General features: G+C 72.6%; 25 protein-coding genes. 11 read left to right on the top strand and 14 right to left on the bottom strand.

What is annotated here, in order from left to right:
• Positions 1 to 14 precede the first annotated feature (14 nt).
• Entirely contained in the window at positions 15 to 950 is a 936-nt protein-coding gene (gene lipA / locus AB0B76_RS24020) for a lipoyl synthase (protein WP_360378995.1), read from the bottom strand.
• A gap of 129 nt (positions 951 to 1,079) precedes the next feature.
• Between lipA and AB0B76_RS24015 the strand changes: the two genes are divergently transcribed.
• A complete protein-coding gene (locus AB0B76_RS24015) occupies positions 1,080 to 1,649 on the top strand; it encodes a hypothetical protein (RefSeq protein WP_360378992.1) in 570 nt (189 codons plus the stop codon).
• Here AB0B76_RS24015 and lipB read toward each other — a convergent pair.
• Positions 1,633 to 2,247 carry a lipoyl(octanoyl) transferase LipB gene (lipB, locus tag AB0B76_RS24010; RefSeq protein WP_360379132.1) on the bottom strand — a complete coding sequence of 205 codons (615 nt, stop codon included), beginning with the start codon at positions 2,245 to 2,247 and terminating at the stop codon, positions 1,633 to 1,635. The genes AB0B76_RS24015 and lipB overlap by 17 nt on opposite strands.
• A gap of 139 nt (positions 2,248 to 2,386) precedes the next feature.
• Between lipB and AB0B76_RS24005 the strand changes: the two genes are divergently transcribed.
• Positions 2,387 to 3,616 (top strand): PHB depolymerase family esterase, encoded by a 1,230-nt coding sequence (locus AB0B76_RS24005; RefSeq protein ID WP_360378989.1) that lies wholly within the window; start codon positions 2,387 to 2,389, stop codon positions 3,614 to 3,616.
• Here the strand turns inward: AB0B76_RS24005 and AB0B76_RS24000 are convergent.
• The 3 genes from AB0B76_RS24000 to lpdA form a co-directional block, all read right to left on the bottom strand.
• On the bottom strand, positions 3,589 to 4,497 hold the full coding sequence (locus AB0B76_RS24000) for a TIGR01777 family oxidoreductase (RefSeq protein ID WP_360378986.1): 909 nt from the start codon (positions 4,495 to 4,497) through the stop codon (positions 3,589 to 3,591). The two genes, AB0B76_RS24005 and AB0B76_RS24000, sit on opposite strands and share 28 nt — an antisense overlap.
• Before the next feature lie 79 nt (positions 4,498 to 4,576).
• Positions 4,577 to 6,376 carry a 2-oxoglutarate dehydrogenase, E2 component, dihydrolipoamide succinyltransferase gene (gene sucB, locus AB0B76_RS23995; protein WP_360378984.1) on the bottom strand — a complete coding sequence of 600 codons (1,800 nt, stop codon included), beginning with the start codon at positions 6,374 to 6,376 and terminating at the stop codon, positions 4,577 to 4,579.
• A gap of 45 nt (positions 6,377 to 6,421) precedes the next feature.
• On the bottom strand, positions 6,422 to 7,807 hold the full coding sequence (gene lpdA / locus AB0B76_RS23990) for a dihydrolipoyl dehydrogenase (RefSeq protein ID WP_360378981.1): 1,386 nt from the start codon (positions 7,805 to 7,807) through the stop codon (positions 6,422 to 6,424).
• A 204-nt stretch (positions 7,808 to 8,011) separates the two neighbouring features.
• Between lpdA and AB0B76_RS23985 the strand changes: the two genes are divergently transcribed.
• The gene (locus tag AB0B76_RS23985) at positions 8,012 to 8,320 is read left to right on the top strand and encodes a hypothetical protein (protein WP_360378978.1); all 309 of its coding nucleotides are present in this window, start codon (positions 8,012 to 8,014) and stop codon (positions 8,318 to 8,320) included.
• A 43-nt stretch (positions 8,321 to 8,363) separates the two neighbouring features.
• Here the strand turns inward: AB0B76_RS23985 and AB0B76_RS23980 are convergent, their stop codons facing one another.
• Positions 8,364 to 9,929: a leucyl aminopeptidase gene (locus tag AB0B76_RS23980; protein WP_360378976.1), complete on the bottom strand. Its 1,566-nt coding sequence runs from the start codon at positions 9,927 to 9,929 to the stop codon at positions 8,364 to 8,366.
• 126 nt (positions 9,930 to 10,055) lie between these two features.
• On the opposite strand from AB0B76_RS23980, the gene gcvT reads away from it, so the two are divergent.
• Positions 10,056 to 11,150 (top strand): glycine cleavage system aminomethyltransferase GcvT, encoded by a 1,095-nt coding sequence (gene gcvT, locus AB0B76_RS23975; protein ID WP_360378974.1) that lies wholly within the window; start codon positions 10,056 to 10,058, stop codon positions 11,148 to 11,150.
• Here gcvT and AB0B76_RS23970 read toward each other — a convergent pair.
• Both AB0B76_RS23970 and AB0B76_RS23965 read right to left on the bottom strand, forming a co-directional pair.
• The gene (locus tag AB0B76_RS23970; RefSeq protein WP_360378971.1) at positions 11,143 to 11,862 is read right to left on the bottom strand and encodes an adenosylcobinamide-GDP ribazoletransferase; all 720 of its coding nucleotides are present in this window, start codon (positions 11,860 to 11,862) and stop codon (positions 11,143 to 11,145) included. The two genes, gcvT and AB0B76_RS23970, sit on opposite strands and share 8 nt — an antisense overlap.
• The gene (locus AB0B76_RS23965) at positions 11,850 to 13,625 is read right to left on the bottom strand and encodes a bifunctional adenosylcobinamide kinase/adenosylcobinamide-phosphate guanylyltransferase (protein ID WP_360378969.1); all 1,776 of its coding nucleotides are present in this window, start codon (positions 13,623 to 13,625) and stop codon (positions 11,850 to 11,852) included. The genes AB0B76_RS23970 and AB0B76_RS23965 overlap by 13 nt, the downstream gene beginning before the upstream one ends.
• A 95-nt stretch (positions 13,626 to 13,720) precedes the next feature.
• Between AB0B76_RS23965 and AB0B76_RS23960 the strand changes: the two genes are divergently transcribed.
• A complete protein-coding gene (locus AB0B76_RS23960) occupies positions 13,721 to 13,921 on the top strand; it encodes a hypothetical protein (protein WP_360378966.1) in 201 nt (66 codons plus the stop codon).
• Positions 13,922 to 13,923: 2 nt separating this feature from the next.
• Positions 13,924 to 14,718 (top strand): site-2 protease family protein, encoded by a 795-nt coding sequence (locus tag AB0B76_RS23955; protein ID WP_360378964.1) that lies wholly within the window; start codon positions 13,924 to 13,926, stop codon positions 14,716 to 14,718.
• A gap of 2 nt (positions 14,719 to 14,720) precedes the next feature.
• Here the strand turns inward: AB0B76_RS23955 and AB0B76_RS23950 are convergent, their stop codons facing one another.
• From AB0B76_RS23950 to nadA, 5 genes are all read right to left on the bottom strand, one after another.
• Positions 14,721 to 15,719 (bottom strand): aldo/keto reductase family protein, encoded by a 999-nt coding sequence (locus tag AB0B76_RS23950; RefSeq protein WP_360378961.1) that lies wholly within the window; start codon positions 15,717 to 15,719, stop codon positions 14,721 to 14,723.
• A gap of 27 nt (positions 15,720 to 15,746) precedes the next feature.
• Positions 15,747 to 18,686 (bottom strand): WG repeat-containing protein, encoded by a 2,940-nt coding sequence (locus AB0B76_RS23945; RefSeq protein ID WP_360378958.1) that lies wholly within the window; start codon positions 18,684 to 18,686, stop codon positions 15,747 to 15,749.
• Between the two features lie 159 nt (positions 18,687 to 18,845).
• The gene (locus AB0B76_RS23940; protein ID WP_360378956.1) at positions 18,846 to 19,463 is read right to left on the bottom strand and encodes a DUF3043 domain-containing protein; all 618 of its coding nucleotides are present in this window, start codon (positions 19,461 to 19,463) and stop codon (positions 18,846 to 18,848) included.
• Between the two features lie 76 nt (positions 19,464 to 19,539).
• A complete protein-coding gene (gene murA / locus AB0B76_RS23935) occupies positions 19,540 to 20,883 on the bottom strand; it encodes a UDP-N-acetylglucosamine 1-carboxyvinyltransferase (protein WP_360378954.1) in 1,344 nt (447 codons plus the stop codon).
• Positions 20,884 to 21,076: 193 nt separating this feature from the next.
• Entirely contained in the window at positions 21,077 to 22,240 is a 1,164-nt protein-coding gene (nadA, locus tag AB0B76_RS23930; RefSeq protein WP_360378951.1) for a quinolinate synthase NadA, read from the bottom strand.
• 56 nt (positions 22,241 to 22,296) lie between these two features.
• On the opposite strand from nadA, the gene AB0B76_RS23925 reads away from it, so the two are divergent.
• From AB0B76_RS23925 to AB0B76_RS23905, 5 genes are all read left to right on the top strand, one after another.
• Positions 22,297 to 23,415: a glycerate kinase gene (locus AB0B76_RS23925; protein ID WP_360378948.1), complete on the top strand. Its 1,119-nt coding sequence runs from the start codon at positions 22,297 to 22,299 to the stop codon at positions 23,413 to 23,415.
• Positions 23,416 to 23,508: 93 nt separating this feature from the next.
• Complete coding sequence (locus tag AB0B76_RS23920; RefSeq protein ID WP_350552481.1) at positions 23,509 to 23,877, top strand: iron-sulfur cluster assembly accessory protein; 369 nt, start codon at positions 23,509 to 23,511, stop codon at positions 23,875 to 23,877.
• A 103-nt stretch (positions 23,878 to 23,980) separates the two neighbouring features.
• Positions 23,981 to 24,961, top strand: coding sequence for a carbohydrate kinase family protein (locus AB0B76_RS23915; protein WP_360378944.1), 981 nt, complete (start codon positions 23,981 to 23,983; stop codon positions 24,959 to 24,961).
• A gap of 65 nt (positions 24,962 to 25,026) precedes the next feature.
• A complete protein-coding gene (locus AB0B76_RS23910; protein ID WP_360378941.1) occupies positions 25,027 to 25,428 on the top strand; it encodes a thioredoxin family protein in 402 nt (133 codons plus the stop codon).
• Complete coding sequence (locus AB0B76_RS23905; protein ID WP_360378938.1) at positions 25,425 to 25,853, top strand: DUF4395 domain-containing protein; 429 nt, start codon at positions 25,425 to 25,427, stop codon at positions 25,851 to 25,853. Before AB0B76_RS23910 ends, AB0B76_RS23905 begins: the two co-directional genes overlap by 4 nt.
• Positions 25,854 to 25,928: 75 nt before the next feature.
• Here AB0B76_RS23905 and AB0B76_RS23900 read toward each other — a convergent pair whose 3' ends face one another.
• Positions 25,929 to 26,135, bottom strand: a complete 207-nt coding sequence (locus AB0B76_RS23900) for a sulfurtransferase TusA family protein (RefSeq protein ID WP_360378936.1) — start codon at positions 26,133 to 26,135, stop codon at positions 25,929 to 25,931.
• Between the last annotated feature and the right edge of the window lie 189 nt (positions 26,136 to 26,324).

The raw sequence follows: 26,324 nt of genomic DNA, 5'->3' as shown, positions 1-26,324 counted from the left end.
CTAGAGGGACGACGTCAAGAGTTGAGAGCCCGGCTGTCCAGCGCCTGGCGGTAGAGGCGCCCGGCACGGTACGACGAACGCACCAGCGGCCCGCTCAGCACGCCCGCGAAGCCGATCTGCTCGGCCTCCTCGCGCAGCTCGACGAACTCCTCGGGCTTGACCCAGCGCTCCACGGGGTGGTGCCGCGGGGTCGGGCGCAGGTACTGCGTGATCGTCACGAGCTCGCACCCGGCCTCGTAGAGGTCCCGGAGCGCCTGCGACACCTCGGCCCGCTCCTCGCCCATGCCGAGGATCAGGTTCGACTTGGTGACCAGGCCGTCCTCGCGCGCCTTGGTCAGCACGTCCAGCGACCGCTCGTAGCGGAACGCGGGCCGGATGCGCTTGAAGATCCGCGGCACCGTCTCGACGTTGTGCGCGAGCACCTCGGGGCGGGCGGCGAAGACCTCCTTGAGCTGCTGGGGGTCGCCGTTGAAGTCGGGGATGAGCAGCTCGACGCCGCACCCCTCGACCAGCGAGTGGATCTGCCGGACCGTCTCGGCGTAGAGCCAGGCGCCGCCGTCGGGCAGGTCGTCGCGGGCCACACCGGTCACGGTGGCGTACTTCAGCCCCATCGTCGCGACCGACTCGGCGACCCGGCGCGGCTCGTCGGCGTCGAACTCGGCCGGCTTGCCGGTGTCGATCTGACAGAAGTCGCAGCGGCGGGTGCACTGATCACCGCCGATGAGGAAGGTCGCCTCGCGATCTTCCCAGCACTCGTAGATGTTCGGGCAGCCGGCTTCCTGGCAGACCGTGTGCAGGCCCTCGCGCTGGACGAGCCCCCGCAGATGTGTGTACTCGGGACCCATCTTGGCCGAGACCTTGATCCACGACGGTTTGCGCTCAATCGGCGTCTCCGCGTTGCGCGCTTCGATGCGCAGCAGACGACGGCCTTCGGGAACAACGGCGGTCACGTTTCGAAGACTACGCCCGGCGACTGCCCAGGAACCGGGAACGCGATTGACGTCACTTCCAGATGGATTCACCATCGCCGCCGTGGAGCGGGAGGTTTCCGAATCACTCGGGCAGGCAATAGGCCTGAGGTGGCGCTCAACGACACCCTCGTCGCGTTCTCCGACGGCAACCCGATCGATGTCCTGCGGTCCTACCCGGTGCTGGACAAACCGGCCACCCGCGCGCTCGCCGAGCGCCTCTTCCCGGGCGCCCACGTCGAGGAGATCGGCGACGAGCTGCTGGTCGACGCCCTCAACCCGCCCGCCGACGTGGTCTTCGTCGGCTGTTTCTCGGGGCTCGACCTGGTGTGCAGCTGGGGCCTGACCCCGCGCCGCCCGTCCGAGCTCGACCCCGTGGTGCTGGCCGCGACCGAGCGGCGCCACGTGTACCTGCACGCCGCCCACAGCGACGCCGGCTGGTGCAGCTACGGGGTCTGGCGCGACGGCTCCCGGGTGCGCGCCGTGAGCGTGGGCGCCGACCCCGGCTCCAGCGAGGACGAGGGGGAGCCGCTGGGCTTCGAGCCGGCCGACCCGGACGAGATCAGCTGCTCCTCGATGCAGGGTCTGTTCGGCTTCGCCTGCGACGACCACGACCGGATGGACGACGTCGACCCCGAGCTCATCCCGGTCGTGGCCTACCGGATCAGCACAGCGTCGTGAGGTGCCGCTCCACGACCGGCAGGACCTCGGCGACGGTCACGTCCCGGCCCAGCTCGGCCGAGAGCGACGTCACGCCCGCGTCGCGGATGCCGCAGGGCACGAAGATGTCGTACCGCGAGAGGTCGCAGTCGGCGTTGAGGGCGAACCCGTGCAGGGTGACCCCGCGGGCGACCCGGATGCCGATCGCCGCGACCTTGCGATCCGGCCCGCGCTCGTCAGCCGGGACCCAGACGCCGCTACGGCCCTCGACCCGGACCGTGGCGACCCCGAGCTCCGCGCAGACGTCCATGAGCAGCTGCTCCATGCGCCGCACGTACGCCACCACGTCCACGGGATCGGGCAGCCGCACGATCGGGTAGCCGACCAGCTGCCCCGGCCCGTGCCAGGTGATCTTCCCGCCGCGGTCGACGTCGATCACCGGCGTGCCGTCGAAGGGCCGGTCGGCCGGCTCGGTGCGCTTGCCGGCCGTGTACACGCTCGGGTGCTCCAGCAGCAGCACCGTGTCGGGGGCCGCGCCGTCGGCGACCTCCGCGTGCACGCGCCGCTGCTCGGCGAGCGCCGCCTCGTAGTCCACGAGCCCCGCCCGGACGATCCGCATTCCCACCACGCTGGTCACGACGCCAGACTATCTGCGTCCGATGGTCATGGCCGAGGAAAGAACTGTGTGGGATCCGGACATAGTGGTGCGTCGAAGCTCACACCTAGCGTGGTGCTCCCCACGAAGAAAGGGCACCGCCATGCCCAGGCCACTGCGCTGGATCCTGCCCGCGGCCGCCGCACTGATCGCCGCGGTCGCGCTCACCACCGTCTCGACGCCCGCCTACGCCGCGACCCTCACGACCGTGAGCGGCTTCGGCTCGAACCCCGGCAACCTCACGATGTACTCGTACCGCCCCGACGGCCTCCCGTCGGGCGCGCCCGTCGTCGTGGCGATGCACGGCTGCACCCAGAACGCCACCGACTACTTCACCAACTCCGGCTGGCGCAAGTACGCCGACCTGTGGAAGTTCGCCCTGGTCCTGCCCGAGCAGAAGTCCGCGAACAACAGCACGAGCTGCTTCAACTGGTTCGAGACGGGCGACACCGCCCGGGGCTCGGGCGAGCCGCTGTCGATCAAGCAGATGGTCGACTACGCCGTGGCCAACTACGGCACGAACCCGGCGCGGGTGTACGTCACCGGCCTCTCGGCGGGCGGCGCGATGACGGCCGTGATGCTGGCCACCTACCCCGACGTGTTCGCCGGCGGCGCGATCATGGCCGGCCTGCCGTACCGGTGCGCGACGTCGGCGACGGCCGCGTACAGCTGCATGAACCCGGGCGTCGACAAGACCCCGGCGGCCTGGGGCGACCTGGTGCGGGCCGCGTACTCGGGCTACTCCGGCGCGCGGCCGCGGGTGGCGATCTGGCACGGCACCTCCGACACCACGGTGGCCCCGGCCAACGCCACCGAGCTGCGCGACCAGTGGACAGACGTGCTCGGCGTCGGGCAGACGCCGACCGCGACGGCCTCGCTGCCCGGCGGCACGTCCCTGTCGAACTACGGGGACAAGGTCAAGGTGTACCTCGTGTCGGGCATGACCCACGCGACGCCGGTCGACCCCGGCTCGGCCACCGAGCAGTGCGGCACCGCGGGCACGTACTACAAGGACACCATCTGCTCGGCGTACTACCAGGCGCTGGACTGGGGCCTTTCGACCGGCGGCCCCACCACCGGCCCGACGAGCACCTCGCCGACCTCATCGCCGACCTCTTCGCCGACCGCGAGTCCGACCCCGAGCCAGGGCTCCGGGCCGTGCGTGCGCGCCTCGAACTACGCGCACGTGGTCGCCGGGCGGGCGCACCAGTCGGGCGGGTACACGTACGCCAACGGCTCCAACCAGAACATGGGCCTCTACAACGTGTTCACCACGCACGGCCTGCGCCAGACCGGCTCCGACTTCTACGTGATCGACGACACGGCCTGCTGAAGGGCCTCCTCCACGGTGCGGTGCGCGAAGGGGAAACCCTCGCGCACCAGTACCGCCGGCAGCACCCGCTGGCTCGCCAGGGCCTCGCCGCCGAACTCGCCGACGGCCGCCCGCAGCGCGAAGCCCGGCACCGGGAACAGGTTGGGCCGGTGCAGGATCCGCGCGAGGGCGGCGCTGAAGTCGGCGTTGGTGACCGGCTCGGGCCCGGTGAGGTTGACCGGTCCGGCGATTCCTTTGCCCTCGGATCCGCGCTCGAGCGTGAACTCGACCGCGCCGAGCCAGTCGGGGACGGAGATCCAGGGCAGGTACTGCTTCCCGCTGCCCATCCGCCCGCCCGCGAACAGCTTGAACTGCAGGTAGATCGGCTTGAGCAGGCCGCCCGCCGGGTCCAGCGGGAACCCGGTGCGCAGCAGCGCCACCCGCGTCCCGGCGTCCTCGGCCGGCCGGGTCGCGGCCTCCCAGACCTTGCACAGGTCGGCCAGGAACCCCTCACCCGCGGGGGAGGTCTCGTCGACGGCCCGGTCGCCGGTGTCGCCGTAGAAGCCGACGGCGGAGGAGTTGAGCAGCACCTGCGGCTTGCGCGGGGCCGCGGCGATCGCCCGGGCGAGCGTCCGCGTGGTGTCGACCCGGCTGTCGACCAGCACCTTCTTGTACTCAGCGGTCCAGCGCTTGTCCCCGACGCCCGCCCCGGCCAGGTTGATCACCGCGTCGGCGGCGGCCACGACGGTGGCGTCCAGCACGCCAGCGGTCGGGTCCCACCGCACCTCGCCCGGCCGGGGCCGGCGCCGTACGAGCGGCGTGACCTGGTGCCCGGCGGCGCGCAGGTGAGGGATGAGTCGCTGCCCGAGAAAGCCGGACGCCCCCGCGATCAGGATCTGCATGAGGTCATCTTGCCCGGATCCGTCCCCGGGGAACATCAAGGGGCGCCCCGACCACCGGGACGCCCCTTGACGGGCTGGGCTAGAGGCCCAGGTCGGCCTCGAAGTTGCCGGCCTCCAGGCGCTCCTTGATCGTGCCCAGGAAGCGCGCGGCGTCGGCGCCGTCGACGATGCGGTGGTCGTACGACAGGGCCAGGTAGACCATCGAGCGCGGCGCGATGACCTCGCCGAGCTCCGGGTCGCTGAGCACGACGGCGCGCTTGACGACCGCGCCCGTGCCCAGGATCGCCACCTGCGGCTGGTTGATGATCGGCGTGTCGAACAGCGCGCCCCGGCTGCCGGTGTTGGTCAGCGTGAACGTGCCGCCCGCGATGTCGTCCGGGCTGAGCTTGTTGCCGCGCGTCCGCTCGGCCACGTCGGCGATGCGCTTGGCCAGCCCGGCGAGGTTGAGGTCGCCCGCGTTCTTGATGACCGGGACGATCAGGCCCTTGTCGCTGTCGACGGCCATGCCGAGGTGCTCGGCGTCGTGGTAGGTGACCGTGCCCGACTCGAGGTCGATCGAGGAGTTCACCGACGGGTGCACCCGCAGCGCCTCGACCGCGGCGAGGGAGAAGAACGGCAGGAACGACAGCTTCACGCCGTGCGTGGCCAGGAACTGCGCCTTGGCCTTCTCCCGCAGCTTGGCCACCTTGGTGACGTCGACCTCGACGACGGTGGTGAGCTGGGCCGAGATCTGCAGCGACTCGACCATCCGCCGGGCGATGAGCGCCCGCATCCGGCTGAGCTTCTGCGTCTGGCCGCGCAGCGGGCTCGGGGCCGCCTTCGGGGCCGCGGCGGTCGAGCCGCCGGCCGGGGCGGCCGCGGGCGCCGGCTTCTTCTCGGCGGCCTGCTTCGCCTTGGCCGCCGCGTCGAGCACGTCCTGCTTGCGGATGCGCCCGCCGACGCCGGTGCCGGCGAGCCCGGAGAGGTTCACCCCGTGCTCGGCGGCGAGCTTGCGGACCAGCGGCGTGACGTAGCCGGCCTCGTCGCCCGCCACCTTGCCGTTGCCGCTCGCCGGCGCGGAGCCGGTCGCGGTGACGTTGGTGGCCGGTCCGGCCTGCACCGGCGCGCTCGCGGCCGGCTGCGGCTCGGCCGCCTTCGGCGCGGGGGCGGCGGCCTTCGGCTCGGGCTTGGGCTCCGCCTTCGGTTCCGGCTTGGCCTCGGCCTTCGGTTCCGGCTTGGGCTCAGCCTTGGCGGGCGCGGGCGCGGCCCCGGCGCTGCCGATCACGGCCAGCTCCGCGCCGACCTCGACGGTCTCGTCCTCGGGCACCTTGATCTCCAGCAGCGTGCCGGAGACGGGCGACGGGATCTCGGTGTCGACCTTGTCGGTGGAGACCTCGAGCAGCGGCTCGTCGGCCTCGACGCTGTCGCCGACCTGCTTGAGCCAGCGGGTGACGGTGCCCTCGGTGACGCTCTCGCCGAGCGCGGGCATCTTCACCGCGGTGCTCTCGCCGCCGCCGGACGCCGCCGGCGCCTCGGCCTCGGGCTCCTCCGGCGCCTCGGCGGGCTGCTCCTCGGGCTCGACGCCCTCCGGCTCCGCCTCGGCCGCCGGCTCCTCCTCGACCTCGGCGGCGGGCGCGGAACCACTGTCCGCGTCGCCGTCCGTGCCGTCGCCGATGACGGCGAGCTCGGCGCCGACCTCAGCGGTCTCGTCCTCCTGCACGACGATCCGGGTCAGCACCCCGGCGGCCGGGGACGGGATCTCGGTGTCGACCTTGTCCGTGGAGACCTCGAGCAGCGGCTCGTCGGCCTCGACGTGGTCGCCTTCCTGCTTCAACCAGCGGGTGACGGTGCCCTCGGTGACGCTCTCGCCCAGCCGGGGCATGGTGACCGATACCGGCATCTGAAACGACTCCTACTTTGCTTGGTGGCGGTCGGTTGCCAGTGATCAGTGAACGTGCAGCGGCTTGCCGGCCAGCGCCAGGTGCGCCTCGCCGAGAGCCTCGTTCTGGGTCGGGTGCATGTGAACGAGCGGGGCGACGTCGCCGGGGAAAGCCTCCCAGTTGTAGATGAGCTGGGCCTCCCCGATGAGCTCGCTCACCCGGGCGCCCACCATGTGGACGCCGACGACCGGCCCGTCCTTGACCCGGATCAGCTTCACGAAGCCGGCGGTCTTGAGGATCTGGCTCTTGCCGTTGCCCGTCAGGTCGTACTGGAACGTCTCGATCTTGTCGTCGCCGTGCAGCTCGCGGGCCTTGCCCTCGTTCAGCCCGACGGAGGCGACCTCGGGCTCGGAGTACGTCACCCGGGGGACGCCGGCCTCGTCGAAGACCTGCGGGTGCAGCCCCGCGATCTCCTCGGCCACGAAGATGCCCTGCTGGAAGCCCCGGTGGGCCAGCTGCACGCCCGGCACGATGTCGCCGACCGCGAAGACGCCCGGCACGGAGGTGCGCAGCCGCTCGTCGGTGATGACGAACCCGCGCTCCATCTTCACGCCGTGCTCCTCGTAGCCGAGGTTGGCGGTCGTCGGGCCGCGGCCGACGGCGACCAGCAGCAGCTCGGCCTCGATCGTGTCGCCGCCCTGGATCGACACCTTCACGCCGCCGTCGGTGCGCTCGACGCCCTCGAAGGGCTTGCCCACCTTGAACTTGATGCCCCGCTTGCGGAAGGCCCGCTCCAGCGCCTTCGAGCTCGCCTCGTCCTCGACCGCGAGCAGCCGGGGCAGCGCCTCGACGATCGTCACGTCGACGCCGAAGGACTTCCACGCGCTGGCGAACTCGCAGCCGATGACACCGCCGCCGAGGATGACCGCGGAGGCCGGCACGTGGTCCAGGCCCAGCGCGTGCTCGCTGGTGATGACCCGCTCGCCGTCCACGACCAGGCCGGGCAGGGTCTTGGAGTAGGAGCCGGTGGCCAGCACGATGTTCTTCGCGGTGTACCGCGTCCCGGCGGCCTCGACGGCGTCCGGCGCGACCAGGCGCCCCTCGCCCTCGATCAGGGTCACCTGCCGGGCCTTGGCCAGGCCCTGCAGGCCCTTGTACAGCTTGGTGACCACGCCGTCCTTGTAGGCGTTCACGGCCTTCATGTCGACGCCGTTGAACACGGCCTGGATGCCGAACTGGTCCGCCTCGCGGGCGGCGTCGGCCACCTCGCCCGCGTGCAGCAGCGCCTTCGTCGGGATGCAGCCGCGGTGCAGGCACGTGCCGCCGAGCTTGTCCTTCTCGACCAGCGCGACGGACAGGCCCAGCTGAGCCGCGCGGAAGGCGGTCGCGTAACCGCCGCTGCCGCCGCCCAGGACGAGAACGTCGAAGGAGTTGGCGTGTGGGTCGCTCACGAATTCTCCCAGGTGATGCACGGGCCTGCCGGCTCGTGACGGTGCGAATGCGGGGTTCGCCCTTCGCTATGACCATCCTGGGCCATCTTGTCACTTGCGCTGCCCGCCTGCGACGGTAGGGCGCCTTCGCGGGGTCCCGGGGACCGGTCGTGACGTCGTACCCTGTGCACGACCTGTGCAGGGACTCGACGTTGAGGAGCGATCGTGGCTTGGTTCCGCCGACGCAAGCCGGCGGCGGGTGGCCGTGCCGCCAGCCGTGAGGACCTGGCTTACCTGGAGGAGTTCGTGCGCTCCCGGCGCGGCGTGGAGGGCTTCATCGAGCCCCGCACGACCGTGACCGAGACGACACTGCTGCTCATCGCCCACGACGGCGAGTGGACGCGGCGGCGGATGGACAGCCCGCAGGCGGCGCGCCAGTTCGCGCACCGCCTGAGCATGCCCGTGTACGACATCGCGCTGGTGGGCTACCCCCAGCGCTGGCGCGACTACAACGCCAGGAACAAGAAGAGCTGAGTTGGCCCGCTCCGCTCACCTCGGGGGAACTGCGGCTCGGCCCCTACTCGGCGGCGATCTCCTCCACCAGCTCGACCAGCGTGCGTACCGGTACCCCCGTGCCGCCCTTGGTCCAGTAACCGAAGGGCTCGCCGGTGTGGTAGCTGGGGCCCGCGATGTCGATGTGGGCCCACTGCACGCCGTCGGCGACGAACTCCGACAGGAAGACGCCGCCCTGCAGCATGTGGCCGGCGCGGTCCATGCCCGCGTTCACCTGTGAGATGTCCGCCACGTCGGAGTCCATGCCCTTGCGCACGTCCTCGGGCAGCGGCATCGGCCACGCCGGCTCGCCCGCCCGGTCGCCCGCGTCGCGGACCCGGTCGCACAGCTCCGGCGTTCCCATGACGCCCGCGATGCGCTTGCCCAGCGCGATCACCTGCCCGCCGGTGAGGGTCGAGACCTCGAGCAGGTAGTCCGGGTCGTCCTCGCAGGCCCGCGCGATCGCGTCGCCGAGGATCATGCGGCCCTCGGCGTCGGTGTTGAGCACCTCGACCTGCGCGCCGTTGTACATCTTCACGACGTCGCCCGGCCGGTACGCGCTGCCGGAGACCATGTTCTCGGCCATCGGCGCGTACGCCACGACCGCCACCTTGGGCTTGAGCTGGGCGATCACGAGCATCGCGGCGACGACCGCGGCGGCGCCGGACATGTCGGACTTCATCTCCCACATGCCGGCGGTCGGCTTGATCGAAACGCCGCCGGTGTCGAAGGTGATGCCCTTGCCCACGAGCGCGACGCGCCGGGTGGCCCCGGCCGGCTCGTAGGCCAGCCGCACCAGGCGCGGGGCGGCCGCCGAGCCCAGGCCGACGGCCAGGATGCCGCCGTACCCCTGGCGGGCCAGCGCCTTCTCGTCCAGTACCGACACATCGAGGGAGACCTCGCGCGCCGCCGCCGCGACCTGCTCGGCGAACGCGGGCGGCCGCAGCTCGTTCGGCGCCGTGTTGATCCAGTCCCGGGTGCGGGCCACGGCGGCGCCGAGCACCCCGGAGCGCTTGAGCGCGGCCTTCGCCGCCCGGTTGCCCGCGTCCGGCACGTGCACGAGCACCTTGCGCAGCGGGTCCCGGCGGCCGGCGACGGGCTTGGACTTGTAGCCGGCGAACCGGTACGCGCCCAGCAGCGCCCCCTCGGTCACCGCCCGCAGGCCGGGGCCCAGCGCCGCGGCACCCGTCTCGCCGTCGTCGGCCAGCGGCAGCACCAGGGCGGCCGAGGCCGAACCGGCCAGGGCCCGGGCCGCAGACCCGGCCGCGCGGCGCAGCGACTCGGCCACCGGCGCCCGGCCCGCGTCGCCGCCGGTGGGCGTGCCCAGGCCGACCGCCACCACGAGCGGGGCGGTCACCGCGCCGAACGCGGCGAGCTTGGTCACCTCCCCGAGCGCGCCGGTCGCCCCGAGCACCCGCAGGGTCTCGGCGAGCCCGCCGCCCGGACGGTCGCTGAACGCCGCCGTCACGCTCTCGGCGCCGGGCGCGAGCAGCAGCTTCGCGTCACCGCCGGCGTCCGCGTACACGCCGATCACGACGGCGTCGACGGCCAGGGTGGCGGGGTCGGTGTCGACCAGGGTCAGGGAGGTCACTGGTGCTCCACATCACTGATGGTTCGCTGTGCTCGGGGCCGGATGGTTCACTGCGGGGTCGCCGCAACTTCAGCATGCCGCCGAATCGGGTGCAGGACACGATAACCAACGCGATAGGTTGCGGGCATGACCCAACCCTTGCGGCACCCCGCGCTGTATCACCGTCATGCGGCGCTCGGGGCCAAGTTCGCGGCGTTCGGCGGCTGGGAGATGCCCCTGGAGTACGCCGGCGGCGGCGTGCTCAAGGAGCATGCGGCCGTCCGCGGGGATGTGGGCGTGTTCGACGTGTCCCACCTGGGCAAGGCCCGGGTGCGGGGGCGCGGCGCGGCCGCGTTCGTCAACGCCTGCCTCAGCAACGACCTCGACCGCATCAGCGCGGGCCAGGCGCAGTACACCCTCTGCCTGGACGAGACCGGGGGCGTGGTGGACGACCTCATCGCGTACCGGTTCGGCGACGACGACGTCTTCCTGATCCCGAACGCGGCGAACACGGCCGAGGTGGTCCGCCGCCTCACCGCCGCCGCGCCCAACGGCATCAGCATCGTGGCCCAGCACGAGCTCTTCGCCGTGCTGGCCGTGCAGGGCCCGCGCTCGGCGGAGCTGCTCGCCGGCCTGGGCCTGCCCACGGACCACGAGTACATGAGCTTCACGGTCGCCGGTTACCAGGGCACCGACGTCGTCGTCTGCCGCACCGGCTACACCGGGGAGCACGGCTACGAGCTCGTCGTGCCGTCCCACGACGCGCACACCCTCTGGGACGCGATCGTCGAGGCCGGCGCCCGGCCCTGCGGCCTCGCCGCGCGCGACACGCTGCGGACCGAGATGGGGTACCCGCTGCACGGCCAGGACCTCTCCCTGGACATCACCCCGGTGCAGGCGCGCTCAAGCTGGGCGGTCGGCTGGAGCAAGCCGGAGTTCTGGGGCCGCGAGGCGCTGCTGGCCGAGAAGGCCGCGGGCCCGCGCCGGGTGCTCTGGGGCCTGGAGGCGCTCGACCGCGGCATCCCGCGCGCGCACATGGCGGTGCTGTCCGCCGACGGCGCGCCGATCGGCGAGGTGACAAGCGGTACCTTCTCGCCCACCCGCAAGGTCGGCATCGCCCTGGCCCTCGTCGACACCGCGGCCGGCGTGAGCGAGGGCGACGAGGTGGCCCTCGACGTGCGCGGCCGCCGCTCGGCGGTGCGCGTGGTCAAGCCGCCGTTCGTGAAGTCCTCGGTCAGGTAGCCAGGACGGTCAGCGCGGCGGCGGTGGCGAGCTCGATGCTCGCGCCGATGACGTCACCCGTCACACCGCCCAGCCGCCGCCGCGCATGCACCGTCAGGGCGCCCGCGACAAGCACCGCGACAAGCACCGCGAGCGGGCCGCGCAGCGGGTCGACCAGGACCCCGAGCGCGCCCGTGACGAGCGTCACCAGCCCCAGCAGCCACCGGGGTACCGTCTCGGCCACCAGCGCGCCGAGCCCCTCCGGCCGGGCCGCGGGCAGCCCCCGCCGGCAGGCCACCGTCGCCCCCAGCCGCCCGGCGGCGAACGCGAGCACGATCGGGGCCAGGGTCAGCGCGCTCGCCGCGGCCGCGTCCACGAGCAGCACCGCGGCGATGGCGGCCACGCCGAACGGCCCGATGTCGGACTTCTTCATGATCTCGAGGGCCTTGTCGGGCCCGGCGTACGAGCCGAGCCCGTCGGCGGTGTCCGCCAGGCCGTCGATGTGCAGCCCGCGGGTGAGCAGCAGCGCGAACGCGACAAGCACCGCCCCGCCGAGCAGCGGCGCCGCGCCCAGCCGCACCAGCCCGCCGGCCAGCAGCGCCAGGACCAGCCCCAGCAGGGCCCCGGCGACCGGCGCGAGGAGCATCGCCACCCGGACCGTCGGCCGGTCCACCCGGTCCGCGCGCACCGGCGCGACCGTGAACAGGCTCAGCGCGAGCCTCAGTCCTCCCACGACGGCTTCACGTACGGCATCTCGGCCGTCGGCGAGTCCGCCACCACCCGCTGGATCTCCACCTCGATGCGCTCCTGCTCGCTGAGCCCGTCGTCCGCGGCCGCGTCGGCGGGCGCCTCCGGGGCGCGGACCGGGGTCGCGGCGGCGATCGTGAGGGCCGTGTTGACCATCGGCAGCGCCGCGAGCGCGGTCGCGCCCTCGCCGAGCGCGAGGCGCAGCGACAGCAGCGGCGCGGCGCCGAGCACGTCGGCGGCCAGCTTCACCGTCGGGTTGTCGCCGTGGTCGGGCATGAGCAGCCAGTGCCGGGTCTGCGCGCCGTAGTCGCGGGCCACGAGCGCCGCCGCGATCGCGACCGGCCCGTCGACCATGAGCGGCAGCCGGCGGGAGGCGGCGCCGAGCACGACGCCGGTGGCGACCGCGATGTCGCCGCCGCCCAGCATCGAGAGCATCACGTGCGGCTCGCGGCTGCGCGAGCGGATGCGGTGACGGGCATCGCGGATGGCGCCGATCTTGCGGATCCAGGCGGCGTCGTCGACGAAGCCGGAGGCGTCCACGACCCGGCCCAGCAGGGCGGCCGGCTCGGCCCCGGTGAGCACGGCCACGATCGCGGCCGCGGCCGCGTCCGACCCGGCCCCGCAGGCGCCCAGCACGAGCAGGTCGACGCCCTCGTTGGCGGCCGCGTCGGCGAGCCGCCAGCCCAGGGTCAGCGCCGCGTCCACGCCCGTGTCGTCCAGGGCGTCGTGCAGCTCGGCCGGGCCCGCGGACGGGCAGTCGATGGCCTGGACGCTCGCGCCGGCGCTGGCGGCGAGCATGGCCAGGGTGCCGGTGCCCTCCACGACCTCGTCCAGGCGGCGGTCGGCGGCCTCGGCGGAGTCCCCGGCCGCGAACCCGCCGGTGCGGTCGCCGCGCAGCACGAGCACCCGCGGCTGCTGGAACGGGCGCGGGTCGGGCCGGCCCTGCACCCCGCCGGCGAAGCGCACGACGGGCACCAGCCCGCCGAGGCCGGCGCCGTTGAGCCGCAGCGTGAGCAGCCGCTCGGCCGCCTCGTGGGCGGTGGACTCGTCGGGCAGCGGCAGCTCCATGCCGGGGGAGAACGACAGCGTGTCGCCGCCGTCGGCGGTGGACAGCACCGCGCCGGCCCCGGCGGCATCGAAGACGAACGGTTCGGGCTCCGGCGTCCGCGCGGCGGCGGGCTCGGCGGCCGCCGCGGCCTCGCGCGCGCCCGCGTGCTGCACCAGGTCGCCGCCGCGCAGCCAGGACACCTCACCGGCCACCACGAGGGCCACGCCGTCGCAGGCGGCGGCCACGCGCTGGTTGAGCAGGCCGCTGGCGTCGGCGAAGGCCCGCCCGGCCTCGGTCGCCGGCAGCACCCCCAGCCCCACCTCGGGCCCCACCAGCACCAGCAGCCCCGCGCCGCAGGACCGCACGGCGTCGGCCAGCGCGGCGATCGGCGCGTCGGACAGGTCGCCGCCGCCGTCGTACACGGCCGTCAGCCAGTTGCCGAGGTCGTCGACGAGGATCGCGTCCTCGGCCTTCGCGCCGGTCAGCAGCTCGGCGAGGCGTTCCGGGGAGTCACCGACCTCCTCGGTCGCCCAGGACCCCGGCCGGCGCTGCCGGTGCGCGGCGATGCGCGCCGCCCACCCGGCGTCCGACGTGCTCTCGCGCGCGGTGGCGACGTATCGCACCGCCCCGGCCCCGGCGACGAGCGCCTCCGCCACTTCCGACTTCCCGGACCGGATTCCTCCGAGCACCAGCAACCGCATGCCCCGTACTTTAGAGGGACACCGGTGGCCGGACTCGGCTCAGGGCCACGCGGCCGATACGCTCGAAGTCTTCTACCTGGGACAGGAGAGTGACCATGGCGTGGACGTGGCAGTTCGAAGACGCCGAGAGCAGGCCCGTCGATGGCCCGACCGAGGCGTTTTCCAGCCAGTCCGACGCGGAGTCGTGGCTCGGGCAGACCTGGCGCGACCTGGTGGCCAAGGGCGCGGCCTCGGCGATCCTCACCGAGGACGACCGCACGGAGTACAAGATGAGCCTGCTGCCGGCCGGGGGCTGACCGTGTCGTACGGGCGATACGGCAGCCGGGTCGGCCGGCTGCCCCGGGAGGCGTTCCGGCCGAGCGCCATCTTCCTCGGGCTCATCGCGCTGCTGGCGGTCAGCGGCTGGATGGCCTGGGCCGACTTCGGAGACGCGCAGTTCAACGTCTTCCTCTTCGTCGCGGCGGGCTGGGCGATCTCGCTGTGCCTGCACGAGTACTCGCACGCCCTGGTCGCGTTCAAGGGCGGCGACGACGACATCGCACACCGCGGGTACCTGACGCTCAACCCCTTGAAGTACTCCCACCCGCTGCTGTCGATCGTGCTGCCGCTCGTGTTCGTGATCCTGGGCGGCATCGGCCTGCCCGGCGGCGCGGTGTGGGTCAACCACGGCGCGATCCGCAGCCGGTTCGTCGACAGCCTGATCAGCTTCGCCGGCCCGGCGATGAACCTGGTGCTGGCGATCCTGCTGGTGCTGCCGTTCACGTTCGGCCTGGACACCGGCGAGCACCCGGTGTTCTTCGCGGGGCTCGCGTTCCTGGCCTTCCTGCAGCTGACGGCGAGCGTGCTCAACTTCGTGCCGATCCCCGGCGTCGACGGCGGCAACCTGATCTACCCGTGGCTGTCCCCGCAGTGGCAGCGCGGCTTCAACCACATGGCGCCCTGGGGGATGCTCATCCTCATCGCGCTGCTCTGGTCACCGAAGATCAACGGCTACTTCTTCGATGTCGTGTACTGGCTGGGGGACCTGATAGGACTCCCGTCCTACCAGGCCTCCCTGGGCCTGCACCTGTTCCGGTTCTGGGACCGCTACTGAAACTACGGCCGCTCGGCGGGGCTCTGGGTCAGCCCGGGGTCCCGCTGCGCGATCGGGTCCAGCAACTCGTCGATGCGCTTGAGCAGCTCCGCGTCGAGCTTCACCCCGGACGCCTTGACGTTGTCCTCGAGCTGCTCCGGCCGCGTCGCGCCGACGATCGCCGACGACACGTTGGGGTTCTGCAGCACCCAGGCCACCCCGAGCTGGGCCATCGACAATCCGGCCTGCTCAGCCAGCGGGCGCAGCTGCTGTACCGCCGCCAGCACGTCATCCTGCAGCAGCCGTGAGATGAACGCCGCACCCGACTTCTCGTCGGTGGCCCGCGAGCCCGCCGGCGGCGGCTGACCCGGCTTGTACTTGCCGGTGAGCACGCCCTGGGCCAGCGGCGAGAAGACGACCTGGCCGAGCCCGAGCTCCTCGCAGGCCGGGACGACCTCGGCCTCGATGACGCGGTACAGGGCGGAGTACTGCGGCTGGTTCGACACCAGCTGGATCCGCAGCTCCTTGGCCAGCGCGGCCGCGGCCCGGATCTGCTCGGCCCGCCACTCCGACACGCCGATGTAGAGCGCCTTGCCGGAGCGCACCACGTCGGCGAAGGCCTCCATGGTCTCCTCGAGCGGCGTGTGGTAGTCGAACCGGTGGGCCTGGTAAAGGTCCACGTGGTCGGTCTGCAGGCGCCGCAGGGAGCCGTCGATCGACTTCATGATGTGCTTGCGCGACAGGCCGCTGTCGTTGCGCCCGGGCCCGCTGCGCCAGAAGACCTTGGTGAAGATCTCCAGACCGTCGCGGTGCTGGCCCTTCAGCGCGTCGCCCAGCACCGTCTCGGCGCGGGTCCCGGCGTAGACATCGGCGGTGTCGAAGGTCGTGATGCCGAGGTCGAGGGCGGCGTGCACACATGCGGTGGCCTGCTCGGCCTCGACCTGCGAGCCGTGGGTGATCCAGTTGCCGTACGAGATCTCGCTGACGAGCAGCCCGGAACGGCCGAGGTGTCGAAACTCCATGCTCCGACCCTATCGCCCGGCTGCGTGCTACATGACCGGCCGGGTGTCGGCGAGCAGGCGGTCGATCTCGTCGGTGACCCCGGTCCGGCTGGCGAACGTGGCCTGGATGATGGTCCGCCCGCGCCGGTCCAGCGCGCCCCACCGCTGGGCGTCGTCGACGATCAGGAACGCCACCGGATGGATCATGATGGTGTGGTGCACCGGCGGCACCAGCACCCGCCCGGAGCGGTCGACCACGCCCTTGCGCCCGTCCAGGGACACGACGGCGAGGCCCTCGTCGCTGAACCCGTCGATGTAGCGCCCGTCCAGCAGCGCGGTGGCGAAGCCGTCGTACTGGAACTGCACGACGATCCGCCCGGCCGGGTCGACTGCGCCCCAGTAGGGCCCGCGGCGCACCGCGGCGACGCCCCGGCGGAACGGCCGCACGTCGTCGAAGCCGGTGGAGATGAGCACCGTGTTGTTCTTGTCGATCGCGATCCAGCCGTTGGTACCGTCGCGCGAGACCCAGGCCACGCCGTCGGAGAAGCTCCCGACGCCGCTGTACCCGGCCGACGGCTCGATGAGCACCCGGCCCGAGTCGTCGATCAGCTCCCAGGTCTGGGCGCCCTGCCGCTGGACCCACGCCACGCCGTCGCGGAACGGCTGCACGTCGAGGTACCCGGGCCCGATCACGAAGTTGCCGTCGGGCTCGATGTAGCCCCAGCGCTGGGTCTGCTCGTCGAACGCGGGGGAGGGGGCCCGGCGGATCTGCAGGATCTCCTCGCGGCTGCGCGGGTACGGCCCCCAGCCCTTCTCGGCGACCCGCCGGAACACCGCGTCGAGCGCGAGCTCGGTCTGCGCGATGAGCTCCGGGTCCTCCTCCTTGCGCAGGTCCAGCGCGCGCTCGAAGTGGTTGCAGGCCTCCATGTACCGGCCCTGGTCGTACGCGCACCGCCCCGAGTGCTGGTGCATCGTGGCCCGCAGCCGGTCGGGCAGCTCGGAGGAGTTGGCCAGCGTGAACAGCCGGTCGGCCTCCTCGAACTCCTCCCGCCACTGCAGCACGTGGGCCAGGCGGGCCTGGGCGATCGCGATGCGCCGCAGCTCCCCGGTGGCCTCCGCGTGGGCCAGTGCGAGCTTGCCGTCGGCGAACGCCTTCGGCAGGTCGCCCAGGATGCGCGAGACGACCGCGCGCAGGCTCAGCAGCCGCGCCCGGGTCGGGTTGTCCTCGACCTTGTTGAGCTTCGCGGTGAGCTGCTCGCGGATGTCGGTGAGCTGCGTCACCTCGTCGCCCTCGATCTGCTCCCGCAGCGTGTCGGGGTCGAACCGCCACACGAACCCGGCCAGCACCTGCTCCGGGTCGGGCCCGCGCTCCTCGGCCGGCTCGGCCCGCGGCCCGGGCGGCGACGTCGGCGCGATGGCGGCGAGCTCGGGCGGGAAGCCCTCGGCCCCGGGGCGCACGATCGGCAGGTACCCGGTCGCCTGCAGCCCGTCGACCCCGGCCCCGGTGACCCGGCCCGACTGGTACGTGCCCATGGCCGTGCCGGAGGCGACCGCGGGCGGCGGCGCCTCGACGAACTCGACCCGGATGCCGGACCCCTCCGCCTCGCCGGCGCCGCTGACGGGCGCCTCGGGGAGCAGGTCCTCGGCCGGCGGCGCCCCGAAGAACGAGTTCTCCTGGTGCAGCGGCCCGGAGCTGACCGGGGCGGCGCTGATCGGGGCGTTGCTGAGGGGACCGCTGCTGACGGGCGCGTTGCCGAGCGGTGGGCTCAGTGACGGGCTGCTCAGCGGCGTGTTGCCGAGGGGTCCGCTCAGTGGGTCGCCGCTCAGCGGGCCGCTGCTCACGGGGGCGTTGCTGAGCGGCCCGCCGCTGACGGGGGCGTTGCTCAACGGTGCGTTGCCGTGTGGTGCATTGCCGACCGGCGGGTTGCCGAGCGGCGCGCCGCTGTGGCGTCCGCCACTCAGCGGGCCGCTGCTGACCGGCGCGTTGCTCAGGGGTCCGCTGCTCACGGGGGCGTTGCTCAGCGGGCCGCTGCTCACCGGGGCGTTGCTGAGGGGTCCGCTGCTGACGGGGGCGTTGCTCAGCGGGCCGCTGCTCACGGGCGCGTTGCTCAGCGGCCCGCTGCTGACCGGCGCGCCGCTGATCGGTGCGTTGCGGGGCGAGCCGTACACGCCGCCCACGCCGCCCACGCTGGCCCGCCCCGACGACCGCCCGGCCGCCGGCGCGCTGCCCTGGGGGTTGCGCGGGTGCCCGGGCGCGTCGCGGCGCACGCGGGGGACCTCGTCGGTCGGCTCGTCGAGGGCCCGGCTGCGGGGCCGCCCGTACGCGGTGCCCGGCCCCGGCCGCCCCTGCTCCCGCGGATCGCGACCGCGGGGGTCCCGGGAGTCGCGCGGGTCGCGGTAACCGCCCTGGTCCGGGTGGCCGCGCCGGTCGTCGTAGCCACGCGGGTCCTCACGGGGGCGCCGGTCGTAGTCGCGCGGGTCCCGGTCGAAGTCGCGGGGATCGCGCTCGTACTCGCGCGGGTCCCGGTCGTACTCACGGGGGTCGCGCTCGTAGCCGCGGGGGTCGCGCCGGTCGTCGAACTCGCGGGGATCGCGGCGGTCGTCGTGGCCCCGGCGGGGTTCGTCGCGCCGGTGGTGCTCGTCGCGCTCGCGGCGGTCGTCGTACCCGCGGCCCCCATACGCACGGTCACGGTCGTCGCGGCCCTGACGGTCGTCGCGGCCGCGCTCGTCACGGGCCCGGCGGTCGTCGTAGCCGCGCTCGTCACGCCGGCGCTCGCCCCGGGCGCGGTCGTCGTGGGCGCGCGGGCCGTCGTAGCCGTGCTGCTCGTATTCGCCCTGGTCCGGGCCGTGTTCACGCGAGCCGCGGCGGCGTGGTTCGGGCTCGTCGCGGCGCTGCTCGGGCCCACGCTGGCCCCACGGCATGGTCGGCACGGCCGCCCAGGTGGGCGCGGCGGTTCCCGGCTCTTCCCCCGGGTACTCGTCGCTCACAGCTTCGCTCTCCTCGCCACACTCCGGCACAACGCATGCACCGGCGCCCGCCACGTGCTACCCGGTGAAAACTGTGGTCCGGTCGCGAAGGGAGGGTACGGCCTAGCACCCTCCCGACGCCACCGTCGCCGCCGAAACGTGTCCGCGTGCTGCGGTGGGTCAGATGGCCTGCCCGATCTTGACCTGCGGCTTCGGGTTGCGGATGAAGCGGAAGGAGATCGAGCGCATGATCGCGTAGAGGTACAGCGAGCCCATGCGGTCCTTCGCGTCCGGGAAGCGCTGCCGGACGAGCTTCTTCACCGTCCGCGAGATCATGAACCCGTCGACCGCGGTGGCCAGGAACATGACGAAGAACAGCGCGTTGGCCGCGTAGTAGATGCTCGAGTTCAGGTTGCGGTTGAAGCCCACGAGCATGACCAGGAACGTGGTGCCGAAGAAGAAGGTGCCGATCGTGCGCCGCGAGTCGACGATGTCGCGCACCAGCTTGCGCACGGGGCCCTTGTCGCGGGCGAGCAGGAAGCGCTCGTCGCCGGCGGCCATGCCCTCGCGGGCCTCGACGCGCTCCTGCCGCTGCTTCTCGCGGAGCCGCTTGGCGGCCTCCTTGCGATCGGCGGCGGGCGGCTCGGGCATCCGGCGTCCGGCGATGACGCGTTTGGGCGTCTTCAGGCCCTGGTCGCGCTTGCTCGGGGTGTGACCCCGGGGGCCCACCTCCGGCTCGGGCTCCGACATGACGACGGAGGCGGGCACTTCTGGCTTACGACGAAACAGCGACGGCACGACACGAAGGGTAGCCGACGCCGCGAAAGATCAGCAGCGTCGGCTACGTCTCAGCCGAAATCCCTCGAAGTGCTGTTCAGCCGAGCTCGACGTGCGCGCCGAGGGCGTTGAGCTTGCCCTCGAAGTCCTCGTACCCGCGCTGGATCAGCTTCACGCCGTAGACCCGGGAGGTGCCCTCGGCCGCGAGCGCCGCGATCAGGTGGCTGAACCCGGCCCGCAGGTCGGGGATCACCAGGTCGGCCGCGTGCAGCTTGGACGGGCCGGCGATGACCGCCGAGTGCATGAAGTTGCGCCGGCCGAAGCGGCACGGGGTGCCGCCCAGGCACTCGCGGTAGGTCTGGATCGTCGCGCCCATCTGGTTGAGCGCCGCGGTGTAGCCCAGCCGCCGCTCGTACACGGTCTCGTGCACGATCGACAGGCCGCGGGCCTGCGTCAGCGCCACGACCATCGGCTGCTGCCAGTCGGTCATGAAGCCGGGGTGGACGTCGGTCTCCATGGCCACGGCCTTGAGCTCGCCGCCCGGGTGCCAGAAGCGGATGCCGCCCTCGCCGGGGGTGTCGTCGATCTCGAACGCGCCGCCGACGGACGTGTACAGGTTCAGGAAGGTCATCATGTCGACCTGGCGCGCGCCCTTGACGAACACGTCGCCGCGGGTCGCCAGCGCGGCCGCGGCCCAGCTGGCGGCCTCGATGCGGTCGGGGATCGGCCGGTGGCTGTAGCCGACCAGGCGCGGCACGCCCTGGATCTCGATGACCCGGTCCGTGTGGACCTTGATGATCGCGCCCATCTTCTGCAGCACGCAGATGAGGTCGATGATCTCGGGCTCGACGGCCGCGTTGCGCAGCTCGGTGACGCCCTCCGCCCGCACCGCGGTGAGCAGGATCTGCTCGGTCGCGCCGACGGACGGGAAGGGCAGCTCCAGCTTGGCGCCCTTGAGCCCGTCGGGCGCGGTGATGTCCATGCCCTTCTCGGACTTGTCGACGACCGCGCCGAACTCGCGCAGGGCCTGGATGTGGAAGTCGATCGGGCGCCCGCCGATGTTGCAGCCGCCGAGGTCGGGGATGAAGGCGTGGCCGAGGCGGTGCAGCAGCGGGCCGCAGAACAGGATCGGGATGCGGCTGGAGCCGGCGTGCACGTTGATCTCGTCGACGTTCGCCGACTCCACGTCGGAGGTGTCGAAGACCAGCTCGCCGTCGGTGGCGCCGCGCGTGACCTTCACGCCGTGCAGCTCGAGCAGGCCGGTGACCACCTCGACGTCGCGGATCTCGGGGACGTCGTACAGCCGGCTCGGGGTCTCGCCGAGCAGCGCGGCGACCATCGCCTTGGAGACGAGGTTCTTGGCCCCGCGCACACGGAGCTCGCCGTTGAGCGGCGTGCCGCCGTGCACGGTGAGGACCTCACCGGCGTCGTAGTTGGTCACGGAAACCCTCCTGCAGGCAGGAACGAAGAAGCTTGACGCTGACACGCAGCGTTACGGGAGCGCGGATCGCGCACCGCGTCGCCCGCGCAGCATATCCACATCTACTGCATGCAAAAGTCGGCCGCACGTCAGCGCTGGCACGAAGACGGGACTCCGACACGGATCACCACACAGGGTGATGATCCGATCGCGGTTACGGCAGCGCCAGCATCCGGTCGAGCGCGACCCGCGCGTAGTGCGCGGTGGAGGGGTCGACGGTGATCTGGTTCGGCACCCGCCCGGCGACGAGCTCCTCGAGCGCCCACACGAGGTGCGGCAGGTCGATGCGGTTCATCGTCGAGCAGTAGCAGACGTTGCGCTCCAGGAACATGATCTGCTTGTCCGGGTGCGCCAGCGCCAGGCGCCGGACCAGGTTGAGCTCGGTGCCGACGGCCCAGGCCGATCCGGCCGGGGCGTCGTCGATCACGCGGATGATGTACTCGGTCGAGCCCACGTAGTCCGCCGCGGTCACGACCTCGTTGCGGCACTCGGGGTGGACGAGCACGTTGACCCCGGGCACCCGGGCCCGCACGTCCTCGACGGCGTCGAGCGAGAAGCGCCCGTGCACCGAGCAGTGGCCGCGCCACAGGATCATCTTCGCGTCGCGCAGCTGCTCGTCGGTCAGGCCGCCGCCCGGCTTGTGCGGGTCGTAGAGCACGCAGTCGGACAGCTCGAGGCCGAGCTTGAGCACGGCGGTGTTGCGCCCGAGGTGCTGGTCGGGCAGGAAGAACACCCGGCTGCCCTGCTCGAACGACCAGCGCAGGGCGGTCTCGGCGTTCGACGAGGTGCAGACCACGCCGTCGTTGCGCCCGACGAAGCCCTTGATGTCGGCGGAGGAGTTCATGTAGGTCACGGGCACCACGTCGCCGGCGATGCCCAGCTCGGTGAAGCGCTCCCAGGCCTTCTCGACCTGCGCGAGCACGGCCATGTCGGCCATCGAGCACCCCGCGGCCAGGTCCGGCAGCACGACCTTCTGGCGGTCGGTCGTGAGGATGTCGGCGCTCTCGGCCATGAAGTGCACGCCGCAGAAGACGATGTACTCGGCGTCGGGCCGGGCGGCGGCCTCGCGGGCGAGCTTGAAGGAGTCGCCGGTCACGTCGGCGAACTGGATCACCTCGTCGCGCTGGTAGTGGTGCCCCAGCACGAAGACGCGGTCGCCGAGGGCGGCCTTGGCGGCGCGGGCGCGCTCGACCAGGTCAGGGTCGCTCGGGGCGGGCAGGTCGCCGGGGCACTCGACGCCCTTTTCGGTGTCGGGGTCGGTGCCGCGGCCCAGCAGCAGCAGCGCGGTGGCGGTTGACGATGGTTCAGCCCAGGTCACGTACCGATCGTCGCACGGTGCGTCACCCCCGCGACTGTGACGTGCACAATGGCCGGATGCGCGTGCTCGTGTGCCCGGACAAGTTCGCCGGCACGATCTCCGCCCCGGAGGTCGCCGAGGCCTTCGCCGCCGGCTGGCTGGCCGAGAAGCCCGGCGACGAGCTGGTCCTGCGCCCGCTCTCCGACGGCGGCCCGGGCTTCGGCGCGGTGCTGGCCGCGGCCTTGCCCGACGCGAAGCGGTTCGCGGTGCCGACCACCGACCCGCTGGGCCGGCCGGTCGAGGGGCACGTGCTGCTCGACGGCGAGACCGCCTACGTGGAGAGCGCCGAGGCCTGTGGCCTGCACCTGCTCGCCGAGCACGAACGTGATCCTGCCCACACCACGACCTTCGGCCTGGGCCCGCTGGTGCTCGCCGCGGTCGAGGCGGGCGCCCGCGAGGTGGTCGTCGGGCTCGGCGGCAGCGCGACGAACGACGGCGGGGCCGGCCTGCTCGCCGCGCTCGGCGCCGCCCCGCTCGACGCGGCCGGCTACGCGCTGCCGTACGGCGGCGCCGCCCTGGCGGCGTGCACCGCCCTGGGCGGGGTGCCCCGGCTGCGCGCGGCGACGCTCGTGGCCGCCACCGACGTCGACAGCCCGCTGCTGGGCCTGCACGGCGCGAGCGCCGTCTACGGCCCGCAGAAGGGCGCGAGCAGGGAGGACGTGTTCGCGCTGGACGGGGCGCTGGCGCGCTTCGCGGAGGTACTGCAGACTCTTCCGTCCTGTCCGGACGGCCTGGCCGACCGGCCCGGCGCGGGCGCGGCGGGTGGCCTCGGCGCCGCGGTCCTGGCCCTCGGCGGGCGGGTCGAGTCCGGCATCGGGCTGGTGCGGCGCCTCACCCGCCTCGACGACGAGCTCGACCGGGCGTACCTGGTCGTGACCGGGGAGGGCTCCTTCGACGAGCAGTCGCTGCGCGGGAAGGTCGTGGCCGGTGTGGCCAACGCGGCCCGTGATCTGGGCGTGCCCTGTGTGGTGCTCGCCGGGCGGGTCGACGCCGGCCGCCGGGAGGCCGCGTCCATCGGCGTCACGGAGTCCCATTCGCTGGTGGAGCACTTCGGCAGCGTCGCCGAGGCGATGCGGCGCCCGGCCGACGGGCTGCGTGAACTCGGACAACGCCTCGCCCGCCAGTGGAGCCGCTAGCAGAAAGTCGTGTCACTATGGGACGGGAATGCCCTCGCAGGCCGTGGCGTTGACCTTCGAGGAACTGTAGACATCACCGCAGGGAGCTTGATCGTGACCGCTTCGCAGCTTGCCGAGCCCGTTCAGACGGACAATCCGGCCGGCATCGGCCTGACCGCGGATGCCGCTCTCAAGGTGAAGGCTCTGCTCGAGCAGGAAGGCCGTGACGACCTGCGGCTGCGCGTCGCGGTGCAGCCCGGTGGCTGCTCCGGCCTGCGCTACCAGCTCTTCTTCGACGAGCGTGCGCTCGACGGGGACAAGGTCAGCACCTACGACGGCTTCGAGGTCGTCGTCGACCGCATGAGCGTGCCTTACCTCACCGGCGCGACGATCGACTTCGCCGACCGTATCGACGCCCAGGGTTTCACCATCGACAACCCCAACGCCCAGGGCTCGTGCGCCTGCGGCGACTCGTTCCACTGACCCGAATTCCCTGAACGGCCGTCCGGTTACGTCCGGGCGGCCGTTCGGCGTCCTCAAGGTAGGCTGTCGAGGCTCTCACCCGCCCGACCATCGAGGTTCTCCTATGAAGATCGCCGTCACCGGCTCGATCGCGACCGACCACTTGATGCACTTCCCGGGCCGCTTCGCGGAGCAGCTCCTGGCCGACCAGTTGCACAAGGTTTCGCTGTCGTTCCTCGTCGACGACCTCACGGTCCGGCGCGGCGGGATCGCCGCCAACATCGCCTTCGGCATGGGCCTGCTGGGCCTGCGCCCGATCCTCGTGGGTGCGGTCGGCGCCGACTTCGCCGACTACCGCAGCTGGCTGACCCGCCACGGGGTCGACTGCGACTCGATCCTGGTGAGTGAGGTCGCACACACCGCCCGCTTCGTGTGCACGACCGACGACGACATGAACCAGATCGCCTCGTTCTACGCGGGCGCCATGTCCGAGGCCCGCAACATCGAGCTCTCGCCGGTCGCCGCCCGCCTCGGCGGCCTCGACCTGGTGATCATCGGCGCCAACGACCCGATGGGCATGATCCGCCACACCGAGGAGTGCCGCGAGCGGGGCATCGCCTTCGCCGCCGACATCTCCCAGCAGCTCGCGATCATGCCGGGCTCGGAGATCCGCAAGCTCGTCGACGGGGCCGCGTACCTGCTCACGAACGAGTACGAGAAGGAACTGCTGGAGAGCAAGACCGGCCTGACCACCGAGGACCTGCTCGACCGGGTCGGCATCGTGATCACCACGCTGGGCAAGGACGGCGTGGTCATCCGCAGCCGCAAGCTCGACGAGGAGATCCGCGTGCCGGCGATCCGGGGCGTGCAGACCGTCGACCCGACCGGCGTCGGCGACGGCTTCCGCTCCGGCTTCTTCGCCGCCCTGTCATGGGGGCTGAGCCTGGAGCGCGCCGCCCAGGTCGGCTCGATGGTCGCGGCCCTGGTCCTGGAGACCGTCGGCCCGCAGGAGTACACGGTCCAGCGCGACGAGTTCGCCAAGCGCATCTCGGACACCTACGGCGAGACCGCCGCCGACGAGATCCGCGCCTTCCTGCCTGCGTGACGGACCTATCCCTATGAGAAGTCTATCCCTATCGAGTAAGTAGGGTTGCGAGTATCGTTGCCGCCGTGACGTACGTGGTCCTGGCGGTGCTCGCCGCGGCGACCGTGGCCGGCCTGGTCTACCGGGCCCGCTACGGTCGCCTCCGTGCCTCCGGCGGCGATCTGCCGCCCGGCCTGCTGCCCGACGCCGGTTCGACCGGTGTCACCCTGCTGCATTTCACCTCGGCCACCTGCGCCCCGTGCCGGCAGGTCCGGGCCGTCTGCGCCGACCTGGCGAAAGACCTTTCGGCGGTACGTCATGTAGAAGTCGACGCCGACGAGCACCTCGAGGCCGTGAAGTCGCTGGACATCTGGCGGCTGCCGACCCTGCTGATCGTCGACCGCCACGGCCGCGTCGCCCGCCGCACCGTCGGCGTCCCCGACCGCGCCGACCTGCGCCGGTCCGTCACGGAGGTGCTCGCCGCATGACCGCCCCCGGCCTCGACCCGCGCGGCCCCCGCTTCGCCGCGATGATCACCACGGTCGTCTTCGTGGTCGTCCTGCTCACCGGCTCCGGCTGGCTGGCGCTCGCCCAGGCTGTGATCTTCGCCATCGGCGCCTACGACCCCCGCCGGACCCCGTACGCGCTGCTTTACCGCTACCTCGTCGCCCCGCGCCTGGCCCCGCCGGCCGAGCGCGAGGACCCGGCCCCGGTCCGCTTCGCCCAGGCCGTCGGGCTGTTCTTCACCGTGGTCACGGTGGCCGGCTACCTGAGTGGCGCGACCGTGCTCGGCATCGTCTTCGCCGCGTTCGCCCTGGTCGCCGCGTTCCTCAACGGCTTCTTCGGGCTGTGCCTGGGCTGCGAGGCGTACCTGTTGATCCGCCGCCTCCGCGCGGGGGCGCCGGCCGCGTGAGCGGTCCGTGACACGGGGTAGCGCGACCGGCGGCCGGATCACGCTGCACGAGGTCGACCGGGTCGCGGTGCCGGTCTAGAGCCGCACCGTGTGGCGGTCGCCCTCGGTGGACACGAACGAATGCCCCTTCATCCGGCACCAGGCGGGGATGTCGATCGCCGCGGCCGGGTCGTCGGCCAGCACCGCGATCTCGGTGCCGGGCTCCTGCTGCGCGGCGAGCTTGGCCAGCATGATCACCGGCAGCGGGCACCGTTTCCCCCGCGCATCGATGACGAGGCTCACACGACCTCCGCTTCGCTCCGAACCGCTCACGCCGCCACCTCCGCTTCGCTCCGGTGGCGCCGCGGCGCCAGGCTGAGTCCCCGGTGAGCGGCCTCTCCGCTTCGCTCCGAACCGCTCACGCCGCCACCTCCGCTTCGCTCCGGTGGCGCCGCGGCGCCAGGCTGAGTCCCCGGTGAGCGGCCTCTCCGC

The sequence above is a fragment of the Dactylosporangium sp. NPDC049140 genome (assembly GCF_040648435.1).
Note: the sequence above shows the minus strand (reverse complement) of the source record. Positions and strands in the feature narration are given on the sequence as shown.